This window comes from Enterococcus sp. DIV0175 (assembly GCF_050529075.1).
Taxonomy (GTDB): domain Bacteria; phylum Bacillota; class Bacilli; order Lactobacillales; family Enterococcaceae; genus Enterococcus_B; species Enterococcus_B thailandicus.
In genome coordinates this window covers 1,032,624-1,054,511 of record NZ_CP172880.1, presented here as the reverse complement: position 1 = coordinate 1,054,511, position 21,888 = coordinate 1,032,624, and the positions used below count along the sequence as shown (strand labels likewise).

Below are 21,888 nucleotides of genomic sequence, written 5' to 3'. Positions count from 1 at the left end.
AAACAAGTTAATAATAACTAGAATACTCGTTTTATACCTACTTCTAAAAAAGTGGAAGTTATAATAATGTTTCGGTAAATTTTCCGTAGTGAAACTCATCTTGAGTTCGAATCATTGTTAACTTATTCATCGTTAAATCATAATAATCAGAATTCAGGAAGAATGAAAAATAGTAAAACAATGGATAAGGTCTCTTAAGAATTGATTTATCCCCCTCAATTATATCAGTCTTCGCAAGCTCCATTGATTCTGAGAATTTACGGTTTGGGTTACCTACAATTTCACAGGTAGCACATACACCATACATTCTACAAATATGTGGACGATCTGTATATATAGAACACCGTCCGTTTTCCAAGAAAATACATTTTTTACTCCGATCCCAATTATAGTTATCATTAAAAAAAATACTTGATTCAGATAACGAACTATTGTAGCTAGGCATCAATATGTCTAAGTTAGAAAGAATTTCTGGAAATTCAGACTCTAAATATTGATGATATTCTATAGATTTTTTAATATATTTCTGAACTAAAGCTATACTACCTTTTCTTAATAAACTATCTAAAATCAGTAAAAACTCATTTTCTGATACAAAAAAAAAGTCTGAACAACAAGCCGAACAATTTTTAGGGCAACTAGCACTTATTTTCTCTTGATCAACATATTTGTCAAAATTGATATTAGCAACATAAATAGAAGCTAATTTACTATTTTCATTAACCGTTGAATGACATTTTTTTACTTTTTTCCCACTTCCACAAAAACATTTATCATTTCGTCCCATAAATTTTCTCCATTTTCATTCGTTTAAATTTATGTTACATCTTAACATTTCTTCGAGTCAACAAGAATAACATTGACATCTTTTAGAATTTCTAAAAGAATGCTGAGCTTACTTTCTTGCATCATAAATTTACCTCCTCCACTCTAAGTTCTTTTCCAATACTGTCAAGTAACTTTCACCACCAAACAACAAGTTCTATAATAAAAACTTACATAAAATAATTGGGACAATTACATAAAAAAAGATTGTTTTCATAACATTCCCTTCTGAGCAAAAAAAGGACTTCTATCTTTTAGAAGCCCTTCCTTAATTCACTATTAATATTTAACTAATTATCGTACAGCAACCGCCATACCTGTTACATTAAACGCATTTTGATATGTGCCTGCATTGATCCATTTTGCACCAAATACAGGATCGACAACATGATAAGCACCATCTTTAAAACCATCAACTAATACTACGTGCCCGTTCCAAACTGCACGTCCCCAAGGCATTTGTTTAAATTGCGGTGATGCATAATTGTAAGTGACCCAAGTCACTACTGGATTGCCACTTCTGATTTCATTTTTGATCCCATTGGTTCCTTTACCTGTAATGTTCACCGCATTTCCGCCAACTTTTTTCGCCCATTGAATCACTGGGTTAGCCATCATTCCTTGATACGTGCCAGAAACATTGTGGCGCCATTCACCTGAATAACCATTATACGGATTATTGTCACTCGCACGTGGCATTGAATTAACAAATGTCAGCAAATCTTGGTTCGTTACGCCTTTGTAACGCAAAGCTTGTAGCAATGAAGCCCCTTCGCACAGCATAGTGTTTCCTTGCCAAACAACTGGCACATTCAATACTTTTTCATTGCTTGGAGCAGGATTTGGTTTACTTCCGGGACTTGCATACCAACCTGTCCCTTCGATTTTCCAACCTTGTTTACTAATAATACTCGTTTCATTTTGATCCAATGTATAATGGTGCCAATTCACTTTTTTACTGTACAAACGAGTAACTGGAACGCCACCACTGCCTTTATAAGAATAAAAAGCAATCCCTTCATACGTCCAACCAGTATGGGAGATCTTATCTCTTTCGCCTGCATCAATTGTGTAGAAGTGTTCACCATTATAACGATTGTATAAACGATAAACTGGTGAGCCATTTGTTGGCGCTTGCCATGCAACACCTTCATAATTCCACCCAACACGTTTTAAATTATCTCTTTCGCCAGTGCTACGTGTATACAAATGCTCGCCACTATATTTGTTGAACAAGCGATACATCGGAATAGTACTCGCATACGTTTCGATAGTTTCATCAGCAAATGTCTGCTGAATACCTGCAAAACCAATTCCACACAACAAAGTTACCCCTAACAACAATTTACTTTTTCTCTTCATTTTCACCCTCCAGTTTATATAAATTAAAATAACCACTTTTATCCTTTTTCGCTTCATTTCTATTCCAGCAAGTATTAATTTATTCAATATTCCTACGTAGACAATGCTACTATAAATCAATAACAAGGTTATGGATACAAAAAAATAAAATAATCATTTTTATGCAATCTTTTACATTTATAGAAAATAAAAAACACGACATACTAATCGTGTCAAAAATATAAAAAGTGACTTTCCTTTTTGTTAGAAAGAAAGAAAAACTAACCATACTTATTTCCTACCTAATTTTCCTTCTTTTCCTTTACTGGTGGGAGTATTCCTTTTGTAGAAATCTTTTTTATACCTGCTGCCCGAATTTTAAATGCTTGTTCAGATTGTACAGAATCATTGTAACCTTTATACATACTTAACCACGCTCGCGCAGTGACATGACCTGTTAATTCAATTTCATCATCATAATCAATGTCTTTCACTTCATAATCTGGAGCAATCACAATTTCTACTTGATCATTCAACTTTTCAGAATAAACAGTGACACGCTGTTCACGTACAATTTCAGTCACTCGATTATCTGCATCACGTTCAAATATTTGTTCAACTTCTAAAAAATTCATTTTTCCAAAAGTCTTTTTAACTTCAATATCTTCAATTGTATTATCTTTGAAATTCAATCCCATTATTTACTTCCTCCTGCAACTGCCAATCTTTTCGCATAGACAACCAAATCTAACGAACGACTGTTTCCAATATTATTACGTTTGGCACTGATACGAACAACTGGATCAACCAAACTTACTTCTTCTCGATCATCAAAGAACTGTGAATTTCTTAAACCGGGAACAAAAATTTCAAAATCAGGTTGTTGTGCACTAGAAGCCGAAAACACTCGACCTCGAATTGGACTTCCATTTACATACATATCTCGCTCTGCACGAAATACTGCTTTAATTTTATTGCCTAATTGCTTTTCATTCAAAGCTACTTCTTGAATACGATTTGCCAAAATAATTCCTTCTTTCAAAATATTTTTTGTTATAATTAATTAGCTAAGATTAAAATCAAACCAAAGGAGCCATATATTTTGAATCTAAATAACTTAAATTCAGTAATGGGTGCTATCAATATACTATGGGGAATTTATAATACGAAAAAGACAAATTCTCTTTCTTCTACACAAAAATATGCTTCTAGATTAATAGAAAAGATATTTATTCCTTTTTATGAAAATATCGAATGTAATTTATTCGTAAATATAACAATAGAGAATAAAAATGAAGTGATAGATCATTTAACAAGATTACACCGCACCTTAGTCAAGGAAAAATTACTATTCTATATTTCTGATAACTTATTAATTCCATTAGAAAGTCTTGTTCAAACAAAGAACAAGTCCATAAAACCTAAAAAACTTAATAAAATGTATCAAAAATTCTCTAAAAATTATTACAACGAATTAAATAGAACAAGAAAAATTATTGGATTAAGACCAAGAACTCCAGATTTCAGAATTCACCACAAATTATATCGATTTAGAATACAAACCTATATTTGGTCGAATCTCGAATATATTGTTGTATTTGCTTTTATACTTTTTCAATCTATTCGAGGTATTTATCTATTATTTAAAAAATAGATTACTTGGATACACCCAAGAAAAAATATTGCTCCAGAAAATAATACGTCTACCCATTCTTTTTCTTTTATACAATAGATCATTCCTATAAAAATTATGCTTAGCATTACACACGAAACATAAAGGTCACACAAGGAGCAACACCTTCCGTTCTGCTGTCTTTTTATTTCAAACAAAAAACACAACCAGAAATACCAGTTGTGTTCGTATATTTATTATCAAATTAAGTTTGCTATTTCTTTTAGAAAAATATTTTCCAACAAATGAAAAATAGAAACCTAATTTTATGATTCTTTTTCGTGGTAGTAGAATGTTTGGTTGATACAGTCTAAAAGTTCACCTAAGTTATGAAATAGACTCATATCCATTCATTTCATAGAATCAATTCTTCAACGGCTAGTGAAATTTATTCACATCACGGCACATTAGATAGACCTACCACATACGCTAAACAACACTCCTCCTTTTGCTAAGCCAAAATCAAGTCTTTCCTTTCAACTTAATTCGAGCAACTATTTCCAACGTGTCATCACGACATGGTTATAAGAAATAATTTGATTATTTAAAATAAACACCCCTCATATACCAAGCGGAAATTACTCCAATGTTTTCAACGCCCTACCACATTTTGTAGTCAAAACAGAAAGCCTAGTCCTTGATATAAGCCAGAAACCTTTTATCCCAAATTAGTCATTAGCATGGCTCTATTTACAGATTCCATTGCCAGCTTGTGCACCATTCATCGGCTGGTACACGCCACCTCAAAAAGACTGATAACCTCAAATGAAAAGTTCATTCTTGAATTATTCCGTCAAATCGCTTAGAATGAAATTGTCTAGATTTATTCTGAGCGTTTGCGAAACAGAAATTCATTTTCTTCTCGTGAATGCTTTTTTGTTTATTCAATTAAAAACTACAATTCGTAGCCTTATGCATTTAATATAAACTACATTTTGTAGCTTGTCAACATTTTGTTGTTTTTTTTTGCTATAATATTTTTACTGTTCATTTTTATATAGGAAGGAGCGTAGACATATGTTTCCAGAGCGTCTAGTAGAACTAAGGAAGCTACAAAAATTAACTCAGCAAGAATTAGCTAATTTGCTGAATGTTTCAAAACAAACTGTTGGAAGCTGGGAAAGAGGAAGAACTGAACCATCCATTCCTATGATCAACGAATTAGCTAATATTCTAAATACATCAACAGATTATCTTACTGGAAGAGTCTCTGATAGCTCCTCTAGTCTAGCTCAACAGCCTAGTACTGGTGAAAATATTCGATCTCACTTTAGACTAAATACTGCAGATATGGACGTTGAAGATATTGAGAAACTAGAAGAAGAATTAAACGAATATTTAGACTTCTTAATTCAACGTGCAAAAGCAAAGAAAAATAAAAAATAGGTACGGAGTATTATTCTTTTGGAAGGCATTATTGATGGTCTTTACTTTGAGGTTTCAGACCTCGCGAATAGTATTGCTAAAAAGACAGCTATACACTTTTCAAAAAAGATTGAAGAAATTAAATGTCATGACATCGAACAATACATGATTGAAGTTGAAAATGTTGAATTTGTAGATTATAACTTTAAAAACAATCTAAGCAAGAAACTACTTGGATCGATCAACAAAGTCCAAGGTGAATTCATTATTACAACAAATACAAACTTATTATTTGAATGCAAAAACTTTACAAAAATGCATGAGATTATGCACTACTATAGGGACTTTTCCTATGATAGTAAATCTCATGCATTTTCTGATTTAATTTTACAAAAAGACTATCTACCTGAAGACTTCGATAAAGAAATCGCAGCAGATATTGGAGCTGGTATTCTAATGGCTAATGACCAAGCCCTAAAACATGCTTTAGAAAAACTAAAAACGTTTGACGAAATAGCAAATTACTTCTGTATACACAAGCCCGCACTAAAAATAAGAATCATGCACTACTTGGAATTTACTGAGAGATATACTTATGATATAGCTTACAAACTATTTAAAGAATATTACTACAACAATAAGTAAAATGGCTACTTACTTAAATATTACGGGTATTAATTGACGATCACAAATTTCGTTTAGAATTAACTCATTATTAAAAACAAAAATATTGGTCTTAAAATCACACTAAAATACTAACACAAAATTCTGTCAGCAAAAGAAAAAATCAATTACCTTCCTTTCAGAAAACAATTTCATTCGCTCTCTAACATGTTATTCTGTATTATTTTATTTTTAAAACACTCTAATTCTAAGTTAAATTCAGAAAAATCTGGTGAATTTATAGTAAATCTTAAGTCAATTACATATGTCTCTCCTGATGGTATTATAGATGGAACATTGCCTAATTTCTCTTTGGAGTCCATTATTAATTTATCAAATTCTGTTATGACGGTCTGACTAGCTACTGTCAAAGTTTTAACTAAAGAAACAGCGTCTTCTGAAACAATTTTTGCTTGTACGTCAATTTCCCAATCAATAATTTTCTGATATATTTCTGAAATACGTGTCGCAATATAAACCAAGAAATCTAGGTCTGACTTAATCCCCGGTTCCCCAAGTGCTACTGGTATTGCTTCATTTATTAGCGAACTAAGAGAATCTACACATTGCATTAATTTTGTAGTTTTATTAGTTATCCAGCTTAATATCTCAAGAGGCTCTTCGATTAGATTACTTGGATTTAAGTACACTTTATATTTCAAATCTCTTTTATAATCCTCTAATTGATCTAATTTATCCCAAAGAACTTGGAAGAAGAATCTATATTCCCATATGGAATCTTTTTTTTCAAGTACGTATTTTATTGCTGCTGCACTTTGTTCAAGAACACGAGTAGAGAGTTTATTGTGATTAAATTTTTCCCACATTTTCAATGAATCATGAAAAAGATATGAAAATTGATTTTTTAATGTATTACAGATATCTTGAGCAGACTCATATTCATAGACCCAACGTCTATCTTTATCCATCAGTTCTTCAACGAAAGCAAAAAGACTATTTGTATCTACAAGAGATGAAAAATTAACATTAGGGTTATCCTGCCAAAGTGGAAGAGAGGAAAGGATTGATTTGTTAATAAAAATGTATATTGGAATTCCTTTTTCCTTAGCCTGTAGATATTCAAGGTTTGTTATAGACTTTCCACTATCCGTGATAAACCCATATTTTCCACCAATAATTAGGATAAGAATATCAGCCCTATGTTCTACTACTCTTAAACAATTTTCTAATGTTCCTAGGGATGGATTGAGTGGAAAAGAATCAAACTCAGACATAACAACATCAAAACCCATATCATCTTCTAAAGTTCTTTTTATATCTGCTCTAATTTGCTTCAAATCGTAGCAAGTAGAACTAATAAATACAGCTGGTTTTCTAGCATAAGTATCAAACATTCTGTATCCTCCTCTAAAACTATTGTTACCTCTTATTATTTACTATTGCTATCCATTTAATTTCAATCTAAGCCAGTGCAATATTACATTATCATTTTAGATGCTCTATTAATTCTTCTAAAGTTTCAACTAATTGGTTAATCTTAAAAAGATCTATTCTCCCTAAACTTATTTTTTCTGATTTATTGTTTATTTCTTCTAAGAATAGCTTTATATCGTCAACTTCTCCTGCGTGAAAATCTTTGGCATTACTAATTCTTAAATATTCAGAATTGATATATTGCCAGAGTAAATCAGCTTTATTATCATCTGTCACGATATAGCGACTTATTGACTCTGTTTCTAACATGGCTTCAAAAATATTATTCTTTAACAGAAATCCACTTTGCTTCATGTTACGTAATACTTCATAATCTTCATTAAATAAACCATCAAGAAACATCTTCATCTTGTCTTTAACTTTTTTATTATCAATTTGTTTAAATGCTTTAAACAACTCAGATTTTTCTTGTTTTACATTTGAAAAACCCGACCTATAAAATCGATCAGCTAAATCTGTATCATCATTTAAGCTCTCATAACAATACAAAGCTATTAATTTATTTTCAATTATTTCTGAGTAATTACTGTCAAGAAGCATCAAACCCATTTTTTCAAAATGGTTAAGTTGCCCGTAAACAGTAACTAACTCTTGAAAATCAAACTTATCTTCTTCAACATCTTTTACTATATTTTGCTGAATTGTTTTTAGTTCATCATCTGTAAGACGTCTAAAATCTATCAGCTGATTTAGGTTACTGATTTCCTTAGATTTAGGAAAGAAAACCTTCTCCCAAACACTCGTATAATTACTTTGATCTATATATCCTGTTAAAATATATGTACTAATATCTCTTGAATAAAGGATATAATCATCAAATTCTTCACATTGGTTATGATATTGATCGATAATTTTTTCTTTAATAGTTTTTGTTTCACCTTCGCTCAAATAATAGGAAAAGTATCTAGTATCCATTAATCCATTCAATGATTTTAAGCTTTCTCCATCAATATTTCCTAATTTATACTCATTTGTGATAACAAAAATATTTAAAAAAATACTTTTCCTTATCTTTGTTTTTAAATCATCTGATTTTAACTTATTAATCTCCACAAGTAGTTTTGATTCAACAAAATCAAACATTTCGATTATAGAAAAGAGAGTTCTCATGTTTAAGCCTTTTTTCTCGGTTATAACCTGCTGGTTTTCCAACACTGTTTTTATCCATGAACTATGCTTCTTAATAAAAATATTTCTGCTTTTTTTAAAATCATGTCCTCAATAGTTGACATATCATATTTAAATTTTACTGTTCTAAATATTACTTTTTCCTTAATTTTTTTGAATTCCTCTAAATCTGAAATCTCTGAACTATTGGACAGAATAATCACTTTACATTTCATTTTTTCTAAAAGCTCATTTAAGATAAAACCTAACAAATCTTTTAAATCAATTTCTTTACTTACCCGTTCTAAATCATCTATAAAAATAACTATTGATTGTTCAGCTGTAGAAGAATTTAGTTTAACCTTATTATATGATTCTAAAATCCAATCACTAATTAAACCAATCGATTTTAATTTACTATTATCTAATATGTTAGAAATTTTTTTAAATTTCTTATTTATTTTACTTATTGATGACAATGTATTTTTATTTGAACCTAAAACTGAAATTATTTGGTAAAATAATTCCTGTTTTAAATCACTTAAATCATTGAACCCATATGCAGAAAAGTAAACTGGGTAATTACCTTTCTCCTTTAGAGTGCTCATAACATTATTTTTAATAAAATATGTTTTCCCCGCTCCCCATTCACCATCAATTTGAAGCGCATAAGGTTCTTCGCTTTGAAGATAATTATCTATAATTTGAGCTAAGTTATTCATTGTTCGAATCTCCATTCACAAGCTTATATTCGCTTCTTTAGCCCTATTCTCCGTTTTTTGTATTTAAAAACATCCTACAACAAAATTATTATACTGAACTACACAAGAAGAAAGTAATATTTTATATAACTAAAGTATATAAAATATTTGAAAGATTATCTATACCTGTTACCGATATAAAAACATCATATTTTTAATCTCAAAAAGTAAAATAAATAATATGCTCAAATATTTACAATTTATTCAGTTTACATAGTGTCAATTGTCCCTAAGCTCAGATTTTCTATAAACTTTAGCACGATTAAAAACTCTACAAATTAAAAATACATGAGGATAATCACTCAAACAGGAGACGTCCATATAAAAGTGATCCACCTCATGCATTGATTACAAAAAGTGATTCTATCTAAATTATTAAAATATGGCTAGACGTTCAACTAACATCAGAAAGAAAATCAAACTTTAAAATTACTACTAATACCATAACTATTTTGAAAAATCATAAACTAATTTAACATTTTATTTCATATTATCTGCTGTCAGAATTTCTCCATGATTATCCGTTAAATATAGATGTCCTTCATATTCAACAAAGTTGAGTGCCAGATAAACATTATTTATATTCTATACATCATATATTATTTTTCTTATTCTTTTATTCTCGACATTTATACAACTTACAGCATCATTTTCAAACAACATCAAATTAGATGCTCCTTCATTCATCACACTTTTATACATAATACCATCAAATTTTTCATCTAAACTTTTTATATAGTCACTGATATACTGCAAAGGAATGTAATCTTTACTTTTACTACTTCCTGTTGTAGGTATAGATAGATTGTTTGAAATTTCTTTTAAAATATCTCTATTTAAATAATACTCCAGAGCATCTACTTCAGAATTCAGAGATATATATTCAAAATTTCTAAAATCAACTATTTTTACGTCTCTAGTTAATTCAAATTCACCAATATAAACACTATCATTAAACGATGCCCTTATTTCTTGATAGCAAGCTTGCTCCTTGTCAGTTAAATATAAAACGCTTATCCCTTCAGGATTTAATCTGCCAGCAGAAGCTTTGCCTTTAGGTGGAGAATACATATCATTCTTTGTATATTCTTCCTCTAAAGAAACTCTTCCACGATAATATTTTTTTCTATCACTACATTTAATAACCATTTGCTTATAACCAATAAATTTTTTCAAAAGATTTAAATTTATTGTGTTAGTATGATATCTATTTCCATACGTAATCGTTTCAACAAATTTTGACCAATCATTATCTTTTAAAATAAATTTATCAGCATACGACACATCATATTCTGCTAGTATCCCTACTTTTTCATTGAAAATATCTTCTTCAATACTGCTATCATCTTCGAATAAATACTCTAATAGTTCATCTATTTTTTCGGAATTTATATTAAAAACTGACCACTTTTTTTCTAATGAATCTTTCAATAAATACTTTTTATTTTTTGGAAAATCTTGGGACAACTTTGATTCTACAGTATATAAGTCTAAAATTTGGTTTATAAATATTCTAATACTATCAAGAGTATCAGTATCTTCGCTATTACATATAAGCACATCTCTATGAGATGAAACCAATTCACAATTCCCTTTATTATTCAAACTTTGAATCATTGATACTACTTCTCTATCCTTGAAACAATCTTCACAAAAAATCATTTTATGAGCCTCTATTATCCAAAAAATTACCCATTATTTCTAAGTGATGCATAATACATAATTTTTTTACAAATCCTAGTCCAGGATATCTTTTCTCGTTAGAAAGTTTTCTAAACTGTTCTAAACTTATCGATTCATTTTTTTCATCAATGGTTTCGGCCCATTCAATCAATTTTGATAATGCTTCATTGAATTTCCCAGCCGGATCAGTAATATCTTCATTGGTATCCGAAACAAAATGTCTTATTCGCAACACATCATTCTCATCAAAAAAAACTATATGTATGGCAACAGCTATGGGAGCAAATCCACCATCTATATAAGATTTACCTGTTATTGAATAATCTGAAAAAGCTTCATACTGTTCTTGATAGTATAAATGATCATCTGAAAAAAATTCCTCTGGTGTGTCTAAATAGTCTACATTTCTATCTTTTTTTGCAAATGCATCACGAATTATTCCCACCGGTTCCTGTTTAAATTGTCTCAAGAACCTACTACCATCTGGAACAAAATTTAATTTTGATATCAAACTATTGTCATATAGAAACTTTTTTCCATAATTTATTGAATCAAAATCATTATAAATTACTATTAAATTCTGGAATTTTTTAAATTTTGAAAAGTCATAAAAAAAATTATTTGATGTATTATCTATTAATAAAGCATCATTTTCAAAAGAGCATCTTTCTCCATGAATTGGATGAGTACTGTCATAAATACTATATTCTCCAACTTTAGGATTAACGATAGTATATAAGGTATGATTTTTATTTAAAAAATAATCAACTGTTTTTTTAAAAGATGCAGTTTCTTTTACAGGCTCAATTATAGGAATGATTTTTTTAGATAGTTTTCTTTCCATTAATAGATCTCTCAACGCTAATAGCTCATATTGTTTTCCTCTCAGATATGGATAATACATGTTGTTCCTCCTTTAATATGCTTTCCAATTTTATATAATCTTTTTCTTTAAATGAACTAAAGTAAAGTAATGATTTTAGCTCATAAGGCATTTCAAGAAAAAGTTCACTATATTTTTTTATATTGCTTCTATTTTTCAATATTTTTATCATCTCATCATATAACTTATCCATAGGTATCTCTTGAAATAATTTATAATAAAAGCTATATCTAGAAAATTGATCGGTTTCGGGAAGCTCAGAATAAAACTTATTTAATATAGCTTCTTGTTCTTTTTTACGCAAAAATTTATAAATAGACTTATAATCTAAACTTTCTCTATTAATAGTAGGTTTTCTAATTTGTTTGATTGTATTTCTTTTAGTTAGTATGGAGACTCCAACTTTAGTATTCTCGTAGTGTTCAAGTACTTTATTTTTATGAGCTTCTCCGGTTATTATTTCAACATGATCAAAAACTTTATAATAATCATTAATTTGTCCATGCAATCTATCTAAAGTATCTAATTCAGTTTTTATTTCATATACAACAGCTTTTCCATTAATCAAAACAAAGTCTGCCTTAGATCTATTTAACCAAATTTCTGACAAAGCGACTGTAGTATTTATTGAATGTCTTCCTAATAAAAGTTTATTTAACAAAGTATTTTTATAAAAATATTCATTACGATAATTCTTATTCAAAAAATTATATACATCTTTTATAGCAACTTTAACAGGTTGATTTGTGCTACCTAAACTTTCTGAAACTACTTTCAAAATAGAGCTCTCTCCATTTTTCAAGATTTCATTTAGAGTATTTTGAGTAAAGACCCTATTTAATAGTAGCTGATTATTCACCTCAAAAACCTCACTCATGTTGATTATTCACCTCTTTAATATTAACACACCTAGATATAATTTATAATCTTATATTACAAATTAATCAAATACTCTTTATTTTTTATATCAATATTATTTTCTTATTTACCTGCTTCCATTCTTCTCAGACATATTTTAATCACAGTAATAACAAATATGCTCGCAAAATGGAATATGGATATACGCAGAAGTTTTACGTTCTGCGGAATTCGTTGTTTCATTCATTGAATTAAATTCTCCTTACGTCGAAAAGTCGTACCATTTTTCGACCTTCTTTTCGATCACTCATATAAAAGCATACTAACTGTATTTCATGAACAAATCCACTAAAAAATCCAAGAATCGACTTCTTGGATTACTTTTTCTTTCGTTGCACTAGACACTTGATTGTAAATTTCCAGTGTTGTTTTCATATTGGAATGACCCACTCGATCCATGATGGCTTTGATTGGGACGCCAGCTTCAGCCAAAAGAGAAATATGTGTATAGCGAAAAGTATGCGTAGTCACGTGTTTATTAAACTCAGGGTATTTTTCTCTTAAGATATCTTTGACACAGTTATTTATTCTTAAACAAAAATGTATTATTTCAGATGTTTGTTTTTTATTCAATACTTGTATTTTATTTTTTCATAATATGTTATTTTCGTGGTACACATTATCCTAACCATTCCTTGTTGGATAGTGGACTTAGAATATTTTTCACATATGTTTATGTATACACTTTTTCAATATAATCGACCCACTCCATTTCATCAAGCAATTCTAATGTATTTACGATTCTTCTTTTTTCATTCTCATCGTCAAACCCCTGATCATGATTTAACAATAGACTAAAAATATTTTTTACCATTTTAGCTTGCATATCATCGCTATTAAAAATAATTTTATCAAGTTCACTTAAAAATAATTGGATATTTGTTTCATTTTTTCTCGTATAAGATAAAGACAGGCCATTGATAATAAAATTTTGTAAATCTCTTGAGTAATTTGAACTGTCTAAATAAATCTTCATATACTGTATACTTTCAACAAAGTTAAATCTTATATAATTATCTTCAAACAAAAACAAACAATTTGAAAATATAACAAGTTCGAATCTTCCCCATGTTTGTATCTTATCTAAATAGTTAATGATTTTTTTTGCAATTTTGCGTTGTTCATTTTTATCTAGTGCGTCACCTTTATACTCTCTAACTAAATAATATTGAGCATATAAACTGTAATAATAGAAATCTTTGGTATCAATATACATATCCAGAATTTCATTTGCAAAATTTATATCAAAAGGATTGAGGTACTTTTTCGATAATTCAACAGATACTTTCTTTTTACCTTCTAATTCTTTTTCATTCAATATGAATTCATATTCTTCTAAGCTAATATTTAGTCTTTTAAGATATTTCAATAAAATAGTAAAACTTATTTTAATTCCCCCATTTTCAAAAGAAGACAATGTATTTCTATGTGAAATCCCTTCAGCCAGCTTTTCTTGGGTAAAATTCCTTTCTTTTCGTAAAAGTTTCAATAGTTCATTGTGCTCCATACAACCCCCTCCCTTTTTGTAAAATTTTAAATCATTTTACTCTATTTAAAAATACTTTTTTGACGAATTACTATGCAAAATAATCTGATGAGAAATTTACTTATATAATTACTTTACAAACAACCATTATATGAAGGAGGTTATTTTATGGAAACATATCCTGAATTATTACTCGAAGGCGCTTGGCAAACAACTGGAGTTAAATAAATTTATATAAGAAAAGAGGATAAATAAAATGATGAGAAAAGGATTTATTGGTTTAGCCGCAACATCAATGTTAGGTTTTTCACTTCTAAGTAGTGCTAGTCTAGTTGTAAATGCAGATGATTTAGCTGTCGTAGATTCTAATGGTATTCAGCTTTCAAACATAGATTCTTTTACCTTAGATCTTAATTCACAACAACAACTTTTTATGAACAAATTAACTCATATATATCCATACTTCTATTTCAATCATAATCAGCTTGCTTTATCAATTGATTATGATACATTAAAAACAGAATATGGTTTTACTGATGATGATATCGTTACAATTGATTCCATGTTAAAAGCTCCAGCAATCTCTTGGGATAACGAAACTTCCAATATTCAATCCAGAATGTATGTTAAAGGGAGCAAAGTATATTTCACTCATGCTGATGTAGTTTCTGCTCTTTACTCAGCAGCTTTAATCGGACCGTCAGCTATTTATGCAGCAATAGTCGGGTTAGGAACCATTTCTCTCGGTCCAGTTGGAACTGCTATTGCGGGAGCAGTAGGGATTTTAGGCTTTCCAAGTTTGGCTGGGTTTACCTATCAAGTTATCCAAGCCGCCTCAAACGGACAAGGTGTTTATTTAGGAGTCGAAATGAATGGAATTTTTCCAAATATCGTCAGCGGTACATTTTAAAATAGATTGAGGGATTTTATTGAAGAATAGAAATTTGTTGGTCATAAGTATTATCTTAATCCTCGGCTCTAATATAGGTTTTGTCACCATATCTGATCTTCCAAAATCTGTCTGGATTACACTTGTTTTTATTGGTAGTTGCTTATTTTTGTACACTTGTATAAAATACGGTCTTACTTTAAAAAAATTACTCATTTTTACTTTTTTGATTATCGCTACTTTTTTAGTATCAAATTTTTTTCTTAATATCTCTGCTTTACTGGTATATTTTGTTAATAGTTTAGTTGGTAGTCTGCTTATTTATTCATTAGAAAAAACATAATGGGTGCAACTACTTAAAAGACACGAACAACTTTACAGAAAATAGTCTATAAAGTTGTTCGTGTTTTTATATGTTTTCATAATTGGAACATATCAATCAGTTTTTTATTTATCCAACCCCACTAATTTTCGTTGCTTACGATTTGCCTCATCTGCTACATATTTCATTACCGTTTTAAATTCTTTTGCGGAGGCATTTTCTGATAAATCAGCAATACTCTTATTGTATTTTTTTACGATTTTTTGTACTTGTTCTTTCTCAGTCATGTAATTTCTCCGATGTTTTTATCTGTCTCTGCTTAACGTAGCCTTCAATTATTATCATAAGAATCACCTTCTTTAATCAACTTCATTTCTTTTTTTAAATTCCAAAAAGAAGCAATACCGACAATCATTCCAATCATACTCAAAAATGCCCAAAAATATCTTTTTTGAAGAAGTAAGATGACTGAGAAAATAGCCATGATAATCGAGCAAAATATGCCTATATTAATCAAACGATTGATTTTTTCTTTTGTCTTTTTACGCATCCAAGTATGCTCCTATTATGCTAAAATATAATTGTCGTTCTTTCCATCAGCACGATCCAAACCTTCTGCTAAAATCCCCCCAACCGAAGCACCAGAAATAACTAATGCTATGTCAATCATACTATTTAAGAATCCCCCTACGCCAATTCCTACTTTTGAAAGAATCTGTTTTTCAACCATTCTAGTAATATTTTTGCGATTATTTCTTAATAACGTTCTTACCGCTCCAAAATTGCTTGCAGCCGTCCATAATCCAATTGCTATTAATCCTACATCAATAACACCAGCAACAAAACCAGTTGAATTCCACCAGTTTTTCCCTACGCCTCGCATTCTTGGATTGAATCCAGTCATTGCTAAATACTGACTGATTGCTTGTTCCATTCTTAATTCATCTTCAGGCGTTAATAATATTTCTCCATCTTCGTTAAATTTAGGTGGCACGTCTCCATACTTTTCCTTGATTTTTTCAAGAGCTAGTTCGGAATTTTTTTCTTCTTTCGAGTAATAAATTGCCAAGTCTTCATCATTAAAGTAGCTTTCACTATTCTGAGTTTCATCTAGAATCAACTCATTTGCCAAAACAACCACACTACCACTTGTTGCTACAACGGACAAAGCAAAACTTACTGCTATTACACGAACCCACACTTTCAAACCTAGATATTTCTTTTTCATTATGTATCCTCCAAAGTTAATATTTGTCTTATATGACAATAAAACTATAAATTGATAACATCGTTATTGACTAAAGACACCATAAAAAGTACTTTTATACTCATAATCGTCACTTATTTTATAGCTTATAAAAAAACATCAGATATCTTAAAATCACAGTAATAACAAATATGCTCACAAAATGGAATATGAATATACACAGAAGTTTTATGTTCTGCGGAATTAGTTGTTTCATTCATTGAATTCTCTTTATTATGTATTAGTTTAAGCAATATACTAGAATCAAATTGATGGCTTAAAATAGGAAACCAAGAAAAATAAATTCTTTCTAACGTTTCATTGCTGACTCAATCTTAGACATGTCGGAGTCAGACACTTCCTTGTCTACATTTGAACGAACGATTTTTTCACCTTATATAATGAATGGATTCCCCAACAAAACATACCAAGCCAATCTTTCCAATTATAAATCTACTAATAAAAATCAACCTCTCTCCTGTCTCTACATTTCTCTACACTAAGTAACTAATTAATTTTTTGTTCACTTATTTACTCCTTTTGATTAACTCCACTTATATCAAAATCTACTATCAATCAACAACATCTTCATTCATCCTTTGTCTCTTTTTTACCTTATGATCAAAACATAAACTCCTTCTTTCAACATTTACTGTTGTTTTATGAAGACGGCTTAACTATAAATAGATGACAAAGTTATTGTTTAGTTTGCTCGTAAAAGTTCTATTGTTTTCCTAATTGTTTCATTAAAACAGGAAAAATGACAATATCCATGCTAGATAATTTATCAAAAACACCATTCATAACCTAAGTAAATTCAGACATTCGACACAAAATACTATCTGTTATGGTATACTTTTAATAACATAAATTTGGAGATGATTTGATGAAAAAAATGAGTCCTATTTTACTTTCTGCTGCCCTCGCCTTGCTTTTAGTTGGCTGCAGTCCTAAACAAAGCCATACTAAAAAAGCCGCAAGCAAACCTAATTTATCAATAACAACTAAAAGCTCTGTCGCTTCTTCAAGTACAACAATCAGCACAACCAAAAATTCCAGTGCCTCAACAACAAGTAGTTCCTCTACTCAAGTCACTTCTCCTTCTCAGGTAGAGTCGCAAACAAGTGAACTAGCGGTTCCTAGCACTAGTGAGCAGCCACTAACTGACACAAGCTCTTCCCAAGTAACTCAAGTAGATCCACTAGCTGGTTATTCTGATTTGCAAATTGAGTACGCTCGTGTTTGGTTGACTTTCATGGGTTCTACTATACCAGATGATTTCGAATTACATGTTCACCTTAGTCCAGCAGGTCAGCCGATTGATCCTTATGACAATGGAAGTCTTACTTACCCAACTGAAACAGTTACTCTTTCTGGAAAATATTCCTACCAAGGTCTTGTCGTTTATGCAAGTAATCACGATGGAACAGTTACACATTACCCAACACCTTCTCACTGGCAAATGTCTGCGGATCAAGCGAGTGATCCAGAAGCGATTCGCGCATTAACACAAAACGTTCTTGATCAAGCAACCGTTGTCCCTATTCCAACCGGTGATTCAGAACAAGTAAAACGATTGATAGCTGTTACAGTGATTGATTAATGACTGTAAGGTAATCTTGAACTGATTTCCAACTTTTTCTTGAACAACGAATCTACTTGTTTAAAAAACTATTACTGCATACAAGTATTTTCCATTCAATATTTAGTTGACATAATTTATTTCCTATACACATTCTTCTCACAAAAAACAACACAAGCAACCCTATCTAGGGATTACCTGTGTTGTTTTTTGCGTATCCTTCATTCGTACTTTCGTAAGCATGAACAATCATTTTTCTATTCATTCATTTCATCTGTTGAATCTTTTTTTGAAGTTGGTGGGCCTTTTCGATCTGGGCTTTTCCACGTGCCTGAACCTAAGCCTAGAATTGTTTTGATCGCTGGAATAAAAGTTGTCACAATCGTTAAGGCATTTATCATCCAATAAAGTAACATATATAATGGTGCAAAAAATAAATACTTGATTTTTCTTCCTTGGTCATCCAAGATGAGCGATGCTCCTAATTGAAAAATTCCTGAGATCATTTCAAAGCAGACAAAAAGAAAAGACAACGTAATCATGTGATAGATTCTTTCCGTGTTCCCTTCCAAAATAAACTTGATTAAACTCCACAAAAAAATCAAACTAGAGATCCAAAAGAAAAACGACCAAATGATACTGAACGTTTGGTCAATGAACATGACCGTGTGGCCAATATTTCTAAATGGGTGCAACACTATTTTTTTGAAATTCGTCAACCAAACTTCTGTTCCACCTTTAGCCCAGCGTTTTCTTTGGCGATAAAGCATCCTCAAAGATTCTGGAACCTCCATAAAAAACATGATTCGTGGAGCAAAAAGTGAAAGCCAACCATCCATTTGATGATCCCACGCAATACTGATATCTTCCGTTGCTCGGTCTTGTCTAAATAATCCCACATCGATTAATGCGTCTTTTCGGTACATCGTGTTTGCACCACTATAAGCGTAGATACTGCCTAAAACGCCAATTTGTGTACGTTTTATGATTCCGACAATACTAGAAAATTCGACCGTTTGTGACTTTGCAATTAGTTTCGTTCTATTTTGCACATCCATATTGGCTGTAACTGCAGAAATATTTGTCGAATCTTGGCGAATAAAATAGTTGACGTACATGTTCAAAGAGTCGGGCTCCGGAACTGTATCTGCATCATTACTTAGAATCAATTTCCCTTTTGCAAACCCCATACCAATATTGAAAGCATGTGCTTTCCCCTTGTTCTTTTCAATTCGAATGACTCGTAGCCTGGAATATTTTTTTTGTAACCGAGCTAAAATTTCAGGTGTACTATCAGTAGAGCCATCATCTGTTACCAATACTTCATAATGTTTATAGTTTAGTTTAGTCATCAAGTACTCTATTGTATTTTCAATAACGATTTCTTCATTATGAGCAGGAACTATGATCGTAATGAATGGCTCAACCTCTACCGGGATATCATCCCACTCTGTTTGTTTATATTTAAAAAGAAAGGTATAACATAAAACACCGATAAACCAAGAAAATCCACCAATAATTGGATACGTAACTAGAACCAAAAACATGATCATTAAAATAATATCTAGTATATCATTACCAGTTTGAAAAAAAGTCATCATAGCTCCACATTGCCTTTCTTATAAAGGTTGCGTACAAAATTTGTATCTAAGTTTTGCTCTTCCTTTACGGAATAACTACACACTTCTTTGCGAACTGCTTCAGGACCAAATCGAACATCAAACGCTTCGTTTAGTAACTGACGACGTTTTTCCAATTGTTCTTCGTCATATTGAACCTTTTTCTGCAAAAGATTTTTGAAATGAAAATTATTTCGTATCGTCAATCCAATGTAAAAGATAGCAATCATAACAAACGTGACGCTCAAGAAAACAAATAGAAATTTTAAAGTCTGTAATTCATCTTTATAAACAACTAAATGATTCTTCCATGCTTTTTCTGGCGATAAAACTGGTAGTAATAACCAAATAAAAGGTGCTATCACACAAAGCCATCCCACAAGCGAAACGATCGTCTGAAAAATTTTCAATGGATAGTGTTTTTTCTCAAAGTAAGCGTCAGTGACAAGCATTTGCTCTACTTCCTCTCGACTAATCTTCGGTTTCATGTTATCTCCCCCCTCTTTCCTATCAGCTGATGCTGCGTTTGTTCTAGTCTGACGGTTTTTCAAACATTTAGCAACTTATTTTCCTTCAATCGCGTTGCATTTTCACCAACAATCTGCGTAAAAATAAAAAGCCAAACATGTTCACTAAAAACATGCTTGACTTCTTTTTCTATGAAAGCAACTGCATCAAAAATCCTGAGATAATCAAGACAATTGCTCCGCCTAAACGATTTCCCATTTGAGCAAACGCAATGAGTTCCATTCGATTCGCAGCAGAAAGTACCGCAACATTACCGGTACCGCCCATTGAATTATTACATAACCCAGCAGTAATTGAAGATTCAATTGGATAAAGACCAAATAGTCGACCGACAAAACCAGATACTATTGAAATAACAATGACACTTGTTAAACAAAGTACAACAAACTGCCAAGTTAAGGCGGAAGCTAATACATTTAAATTCAAAAGCGCAATCCCGATACCAGCAAGAACAGCCGCAGTCAAGTTTTTCACAATTAAGTTATTGAACATAATAGCTGCATCCTCATAATATTCAGGCAAGATATTCGTAATTTTACAAATGACAACGATAATAATCATAAACGCATACGCATGAACTTTCGGAACAAAGTAATTACAAATTTGTCCAAGAATGAAAAAGGTGATTGAAATCATCAATCCTACACCCAATTGAGAAATATTCGGTTTCACTGTACGAGGTTTTCCATCACCAAGATCGCCTTTTTCCATCAATTTTCCATTCCCATTAATTTTAGGCATTGATTGTCCAGCGCGTGCCACTAAAGCTGCTCCGATAATGGCTAATACATTGGTCATTGCCGTTGCAGGAATCAAACGAGAAATAATCGACGAGGCATCCGTTCCTAAAACATTTGCATAAATGCTAGACAACGGAACCGCACCTGCACCAACACCACCAGCCATTGCAGGAAGTGACACATACAATACTGAATCAGCAAAGCCGTTGCCGATCAACATCCCTACCAAACCAACTGCAAAAAAGGAAGCAACCATTGAAATCAATGCCACTGGAATAAAACGGACAGAAGCTTTCATCAATAGATTACGATTCATTCCTAAAATACTACCAGTAATCAATGCAGCAATATAAAAATCCAAAAAACCCATATTATTGATAAAATTCTCAGTCGCGTGCACGACATATTCAGGTAAAATACCAAAAGTCGCGATAGCTGCTGAAGCAAAAATAGCAAAAACAGAGCCACCACCAAGATAACTTTTTACAATTGGAAGTTTTGAACCAATGAAATGAAATAAATTCCCTAAAATAACTAATACAGCAATTGGGCCAATCATGTTCGTCGGTAATTTTCCCAACGCCATTGCGACGATCAATACTGCAACCATAATTAAATACAAGGGCAAACTGATACCACTAATTTTTGTTGACCAAATGCTCGTCTTTTTTTCGTCTTCAACTGCTGAAACAGCTGTTGCTTTTTGTACCATACTTACAGATCCTTTCTCCTTTGGCAATCAATAAGAAAAGTAGAACCGTTTGGATGAACTGTCCGCTTTTCTTATTGTCTTGCACACAACT

22 protein-coding genes and 1 pseudogene are annotated in these 21,888 nt (G+C 31.1%); 5 read left to right on the top strand and 18 right to left on the bottom strand.

Translation table 11 applies throughout. The features are described 5' to 3' along the window. Window positions 1-58: 58 nt before the first annotated feature. From IGJ76_RS05105 to IGJ76_RS05090, 4 genes are all read right to left on the bottom strand, one after another. Complete coding sequence (locus IGJ76_RS05105; protein ID WP_311798115.1) at window positions 59-787, bottom strand: YkgJ family cysteine cluster protein; 729 nt, start codon at window positions 785-787, stop codon at window positions 59-61. Between the two features lie 332 nt (window positions 788-1,119). Further along, window positions 1,120-2,187 (bottom strand): C39 family peptidase, encoded by a 1,068-nt coding sequence (locus tag IGJ76_RS05100; RefSeq protein ID WP_430596779.1) that lies wholly within the window; start codon window positions 2,185-2,187, stop codon window positions 1,120-1,122. A gap of 281 nt (window positions 2,188-2,468) precedes the next feature. Further along, the gene (locus tag IGJ76_RS05095; protein ID WP_430596778.1) at window positions 2,469-2,864 is read right to left on the bottom strand and encodes a DUF961 family protein; all 396 of its coding nucleotides are present in this window, start codon (window positions 2,862-2,864) and stop codon (window positions 2,469-2,471) included. Next, the gene (locus IGJ76_RS05090; protein ID WP_075491393.1) at window positions 2,864-3,190 is read right to left on the bottom strand and encodes a hypothetical protein; all 327 of its coding nucleotides are present in this window, start codon (window positions 3,188-3,190) and stop codon (window positions 2,864-2,866) included. Before IGJ76_RS05090 ends, IGJ76_RS05095 begins: the two co-directional genes overlap by 1 nt. Before the next feature lie 78 nt (window positions 3,191-3,268). Here IGJ76_RS05090 and IGJ76_RS05085 point away from each other — a divergent pair, with 78 nt between their 5' ends. The 3 genes from IGJ76_RS05085 to IGJ76_RS05075 all read left to right on the top strand — a co-directional run bounded on the left by IGJ76_RS05085 (window position 3,269) and on the right by IGJ76_RS05075 (window position 5,848). Continuing rightward, complete coding sequence (locus IGJ76_RS05085) at window positions 3,269-3,820, top strand: hypothetical protein (protein WP_075491394.1); 552 nt, start codon at window positions 3,269-3,271, stop codon at window positions 3,818-3,820. 1,035 nt (window positions 3,821-4,855) lie between these two features. Then, window positions 4,856-5,224 carry a helix-turn-helix domain-containing protein gene (locus IGJ76_RS05080; protein ID WP_285603400.1) on the top strand — a complete coding sequence of 123 codons (369 nt, stop codon included), beginning with the start codon at window positions 4,856-4,858 and terminating at the stop codon, window positions 5,222-5,224. Window positions 5,225-5,242: 18 nt separating this feature from the next. Further along, entirely contained in the window at window positions 5,243-5,848 is a 606-nt protein-coding gene (locus IGJ76_RS05075; RefSeq protein ID WP_430596777.1) for an ImmA/IrrE family metallo-endopeptidase, read from the top strand. A 170-nt stretch (window positions 5,849-6,018) separates the two neighbouring features. On the opposite strand, the gene IGJ76_RS05070 is transcribed toward IGJ76_RS05075, so the two are convergent. The 8 genes and pseudogenes from IGJ76_RS05070 to IGJ76_RS05035 form a co-directional block, all read right to left on the bottom strand. Next, window positions 6,019-7,221, bottom strand: a complete 1,203-nt coding sequence (locus tag IGJ76_RS05070) for a DUF4062 domain-containing protein (RefSeq protein ID WP_311798112.1) — start codon at window positions 7,219-7,221, stop codon at window positions 6,019-6,021. 91 nt (window positions 7,222-7,312) lie between these two features. Next, complete coding sequence (locus IGJ76_RS05065; protein WP_430596776.1) at window positions 7,313-8,473, bottom strand: hypothetical protein; 1,161 nt, start codon at window positions 8,471-8,473, stop codon at window positions 7,313-7,315. An 8-nt stretch (window positions 8,474-8,481) separates the two neighbouring features. Then, window positions 8,482-9,150 carry a P-loop NTPase fold protein gene (locus IGJ76_RS05060; protein WP_430596775.1) on the bottom strand — a complete coding sequence of 223 codons (669 nt, stop codon included), beginning with the start codon at window positions 9,148-9,150 and terminating at the stop codon, window positions 8,482-8,484. Window positions 9,151-9,774: 624 nt separating this feature from the next. After that, on the bottom strand, window positions 9,775-10,806 hold the full coding sequence (locus IGJ76_RS05055) for an RES family NAD+ phosphorylase (protein ID WP_311831667.1): 1,032 nt from the start codon (window positions 10,804-10,806) through the stop codon (window positions 9,775-9,777). A 46-nt stretch (window positions 10,807-10,852) separates the two neighbouring features. Next, window positions 10,853-11,776, bottom strand: a complete 924-nt coding sequence (locus IGJ76_RS05050; protein ID WP_311798109.1) for a sce7725 family protein — start codon at window positions 11,774-11,776, stop codon at window positions 10,853-10,855. Then, window positions 11,742-12,632: a sce7726 family protein gene (locus IGJ76_RS05045; protein WP_311798108.1), complete on the bottom strand. Its 891-nt coding sequence runs from the start codon at window positions 12,630-12,632 to the stop codon at window positions 11,742-11,744. Before IGJ76_RS05045 ends, IGJ76_RS05050 begins: the two co-directional genes overlap by 35 nt. 329 nt (window positions 12,633-12,961) lie before the next feature. After that, window positions 12,962-13,192: pseudogene (locus tag IGJ76_RS05040) on the bottom strand (tyrosine-type recombinase/integrase); the annotation flags it as partial. Window positions 13,193-13,346: 154 nt separating this feature from the next. Beyond that, window positions 13,347-14,180, bottom strand: a complete 834-nt coding sequence (locus tag IGJ76_RS05035) for a helix-turn-helix domain-containing protein (RefSeq protein ID WP_430596774.1) — start codon at window positions 14,178-14,180, stop codon at window positions 13,347-13,349. 235 nt (window positions 14,181-14,415) lie between these two features. Here IGJ76_RS05035 and IGJ76_RS05030 point away from each other — a divergent pair, with 235 nt between their 5' ends. Next, on the top strand, window positions 14,416-15,069 hold the full coding sequence (locus IGJ76_RS05030; RefSeq protein WP_067484252.1) for a hypothetical protein: 654 nt from the start codon (window positions 14,416-14,418) through the stop codon (window positions 15,067-15,069). A 426-nt stretch (window positions 15,070-15,495) separates the two neighbouring features. Here IGJ76_RS05030 and IGJ76_RS05025 read toward each other — a convergent pair whose 3' ends face one another. Genes IGJ76_RS05025 through IGJ76_RS05015 form a run of 3 tightly spaced genes read right to left on the bottom strand, consistent with a single transcriptional unit; the run spans window position 15,496 to window position 16,598 of the window. Beyond that, on the bottom strand, window positions 15,496-15,657 hold the full coding sequence (locus IGJ76_RS05025) for a hypothetical protein (protein ID WP_430596773.1): 162 nt from the start codon (window positions 15,655-15,657) through the stop codon (window positions 15,496-15,498). A gap of 44 nt (window positions 15,658-15,701) precedes the next feature. After that, window positions 15,702-15,920: a hypothetical protein gene (locus IGJ76_RS05020; protein ID WP_067484249.1), complete on the bottom strand. Its 219-nt coding sequence runs from the start codon at window positions 15,918-15,920 to the stop codon at window positions 15,702-15,704. 15 nt (window positions 15,921-15,935) lie between these two features. Then, window positions 15,936-16,598: a hypothetical protein gene (locus IGJ76_RS05015; RefSeq protein ID WP_430596772.1), complete on the bottom strand. Its 663-nt coding sequence runs from the start codon at window positions 16,596-16,598 to the stop codon at window positions 15,936-15,938. Between the two features lie 904 nt (window positions 16,599-17,502). Here IGJ76_RS05015 and IGJ76_RS05010 point away from each other — a divergent pair. Then, complete coding sequence (locus IGJ76_RS05010) at window positions 17,503-18,219, top strand: hypothetical protein (RefSeq protein WP_075491087.1); 717 nt, start codon at window positions 17,503-17,505, stop codon at window positions 18,217-18,219. Between the two features lie 236 nt (window positions 18,220-18,455). Here IGJ76_RS05010 and IGJ76_RS05005 read toward each other — a convergent pair whose 3' ends face one another. The 3 genes from IGJ76_RS05005 to IGJ76_RS04995 form a co-directional block, all read right to left on the bottom strand. Next, the gene (locus IGJ76_RS05005; protein WP_430596771.1) at window positions 18,456-19,799 is read right to left on the bottom strand and encodes a glycosyltransferase family 2 protein; all 1,344 of its coding nucleotides are present in this window, start codon (window positions 19,797-19,799) and stop codon (window positions 18,456-18,458) included. Further along, the gene (locus IGJ76_RS05000; RefSeq protein WP_430596770.1) at window positions 19,796-20,305 is read right to left on the bottom strand and encodes a cell division protein; all 510 of its coding nucleotides are present in this window, start codon (window positions 20,303-20,305) and stop codon (window positions 19,796-19,798) included. Before IGJ76_RS05000 ends, IGJ76_RS05005 begins: the two co-directional genes overlap by 4 nt. 169 nt (window positions 20,306-20,474) lie before the next feature. Further along, window positions 20,475-21,797, bottom strand: coding sequence for a 2-hydroxycarboxylate transporter family protein (locus tag IGJ76_RS04995; protein WP_071868505.1), 1,323 nt, complete (start codon window positions 21,795-21,797; stop codon window positions 20,475-20,477). Between the last annotated feature and the right edge of the window lie 91 nt (window positions 21,798-21,888).

Bases quoted from the DNA above. Each gene is read 5' to 3' on its own strand.
- IGJ76_RS05105 (WP_311798115.1), bottom strand. From the start codon at position 787: ATGGGACGAAATGATAAATGTTTTTGTGGAAGTGGGAAAAAAGTAAAA.
- IGJ76_RS05100 (WP_430596779.1), bottom strand. From the start codon at position 2,187: ATGAAGAGAAAAAGTAAATTGTTGTTAGGGGTAACTTTGTTGTGTGGA.
- IGJ76_RS05095 (WP_430596778.1), bottom strand. From the start codon at position 2,864: ATGGGATTGAATTTCAAAGATAATACAATTGAAGATATTGAAGTTAAA.
- IGJ76_RS05080 (WP_285603400.1), top strand. From the start codon at position 4,856: ATGTTTCCAGAGCGTCTAGTAGAACTAAGGAAGCTACAAAAATTAACT.
- IGJ76_RS05070 (WP_311798112.1), bottom strand. From the start codon at position 7,221: ATGTTTGATACTTATGCTAGAAAACCAGCTGTATTTATTAGTTCTACT.
- IGJ76_RS05060 (WP_430596775.1), bottom strand. From the start codon at position 9,150: ATGAATAACTTAGCTCAAATTATAGATAATTATCTTCAAAGCGAAGAA.
- IGJ76_RS05055 (WP_311831667.1), bottom strand. From the start codon at position 10,806: ATGATTCAAAGTTTGAATAATAAAGGGAATTGTGAATTGGTTTCATCT.
- IGJ76_RS05050 (WP_311798109.1), bottom strand. From the start codon at position 11,776: ATGTATTATCCATATCTGAGAGGAAAACAATATGAGCTATTAGCGTTG.
- IGJ76_RS05045 (WP_311798108.1), bottom strand. From the start codon at position 12,632: ATGAGTGAGGTTTTTGAGGTGAATAATCAGCTACTATTAAATAGGGTC.
- IGJ76_RS05035 (WP_430596774.1), bottom strand. From the start codon at position 14,180: ATGGAGCACAATGAACTATTGAAACTTTTACGAAAAGAAAGGAATTTT.
- IGJ76_RS05030 (WP_067484252.1), top strand. From the start codon at position 14,416: ATGATGAGAAAAGGATTTATTGGTTTAGCCGCAACATCAATGTTAGGT.
- IGJ76_RS05025 (WP_430596773.1), bottom strand. From the start codon at position 15,657: ATGACTGAGAAAGAACAAGTACAAAAAATCGTAAAAAAATACAATAAG.
- IGJ76_RS05020 (WP_067484249.1), bottom strand. From the start codon at position 15,920: ATGCGTAAAAAGACAAAAGAAAAAATCAATCGTTTGATTAATATAGGC.
- IGJ76_RS05015 (WP_430596772.1), bottom strand. From the start codon at position 16,598: ATGAAAAAGAAATATCTAGGTTTGAAAGTGTGGGTTCGTGTAATAGCA.
- IGJ76_RS05010 (WP_075491087.1), top strand. From the start codon at position 17,503: ATGAAAAAAATGAGTCCTATTTTACTTTCTGCTGCCCTCGCCTTGCTT.
- IGJ76_RS05005 (WP_430596771.1), bottom strand. From the start codon at position 19,799: ATGATGACTTTTTTTCAAACTGGTAATGATATACTAGATATTATTTTA.
- IGJ76_RS05000 (WP_430596770.1), bottom strand. From the start codon at position 20,305: ATGAAACCGAAGATTAGTCGAGAGGAAGTAGAGCAAATGCTTGTCACT.
- IGJ76_RS04995 (WP_071868505.1), bottom strand. From the start codon at position 21,797: ATGGTACAAAAAGCAACAGCTGTTTCAGCAGTTGAAGACGAAAAAAAG.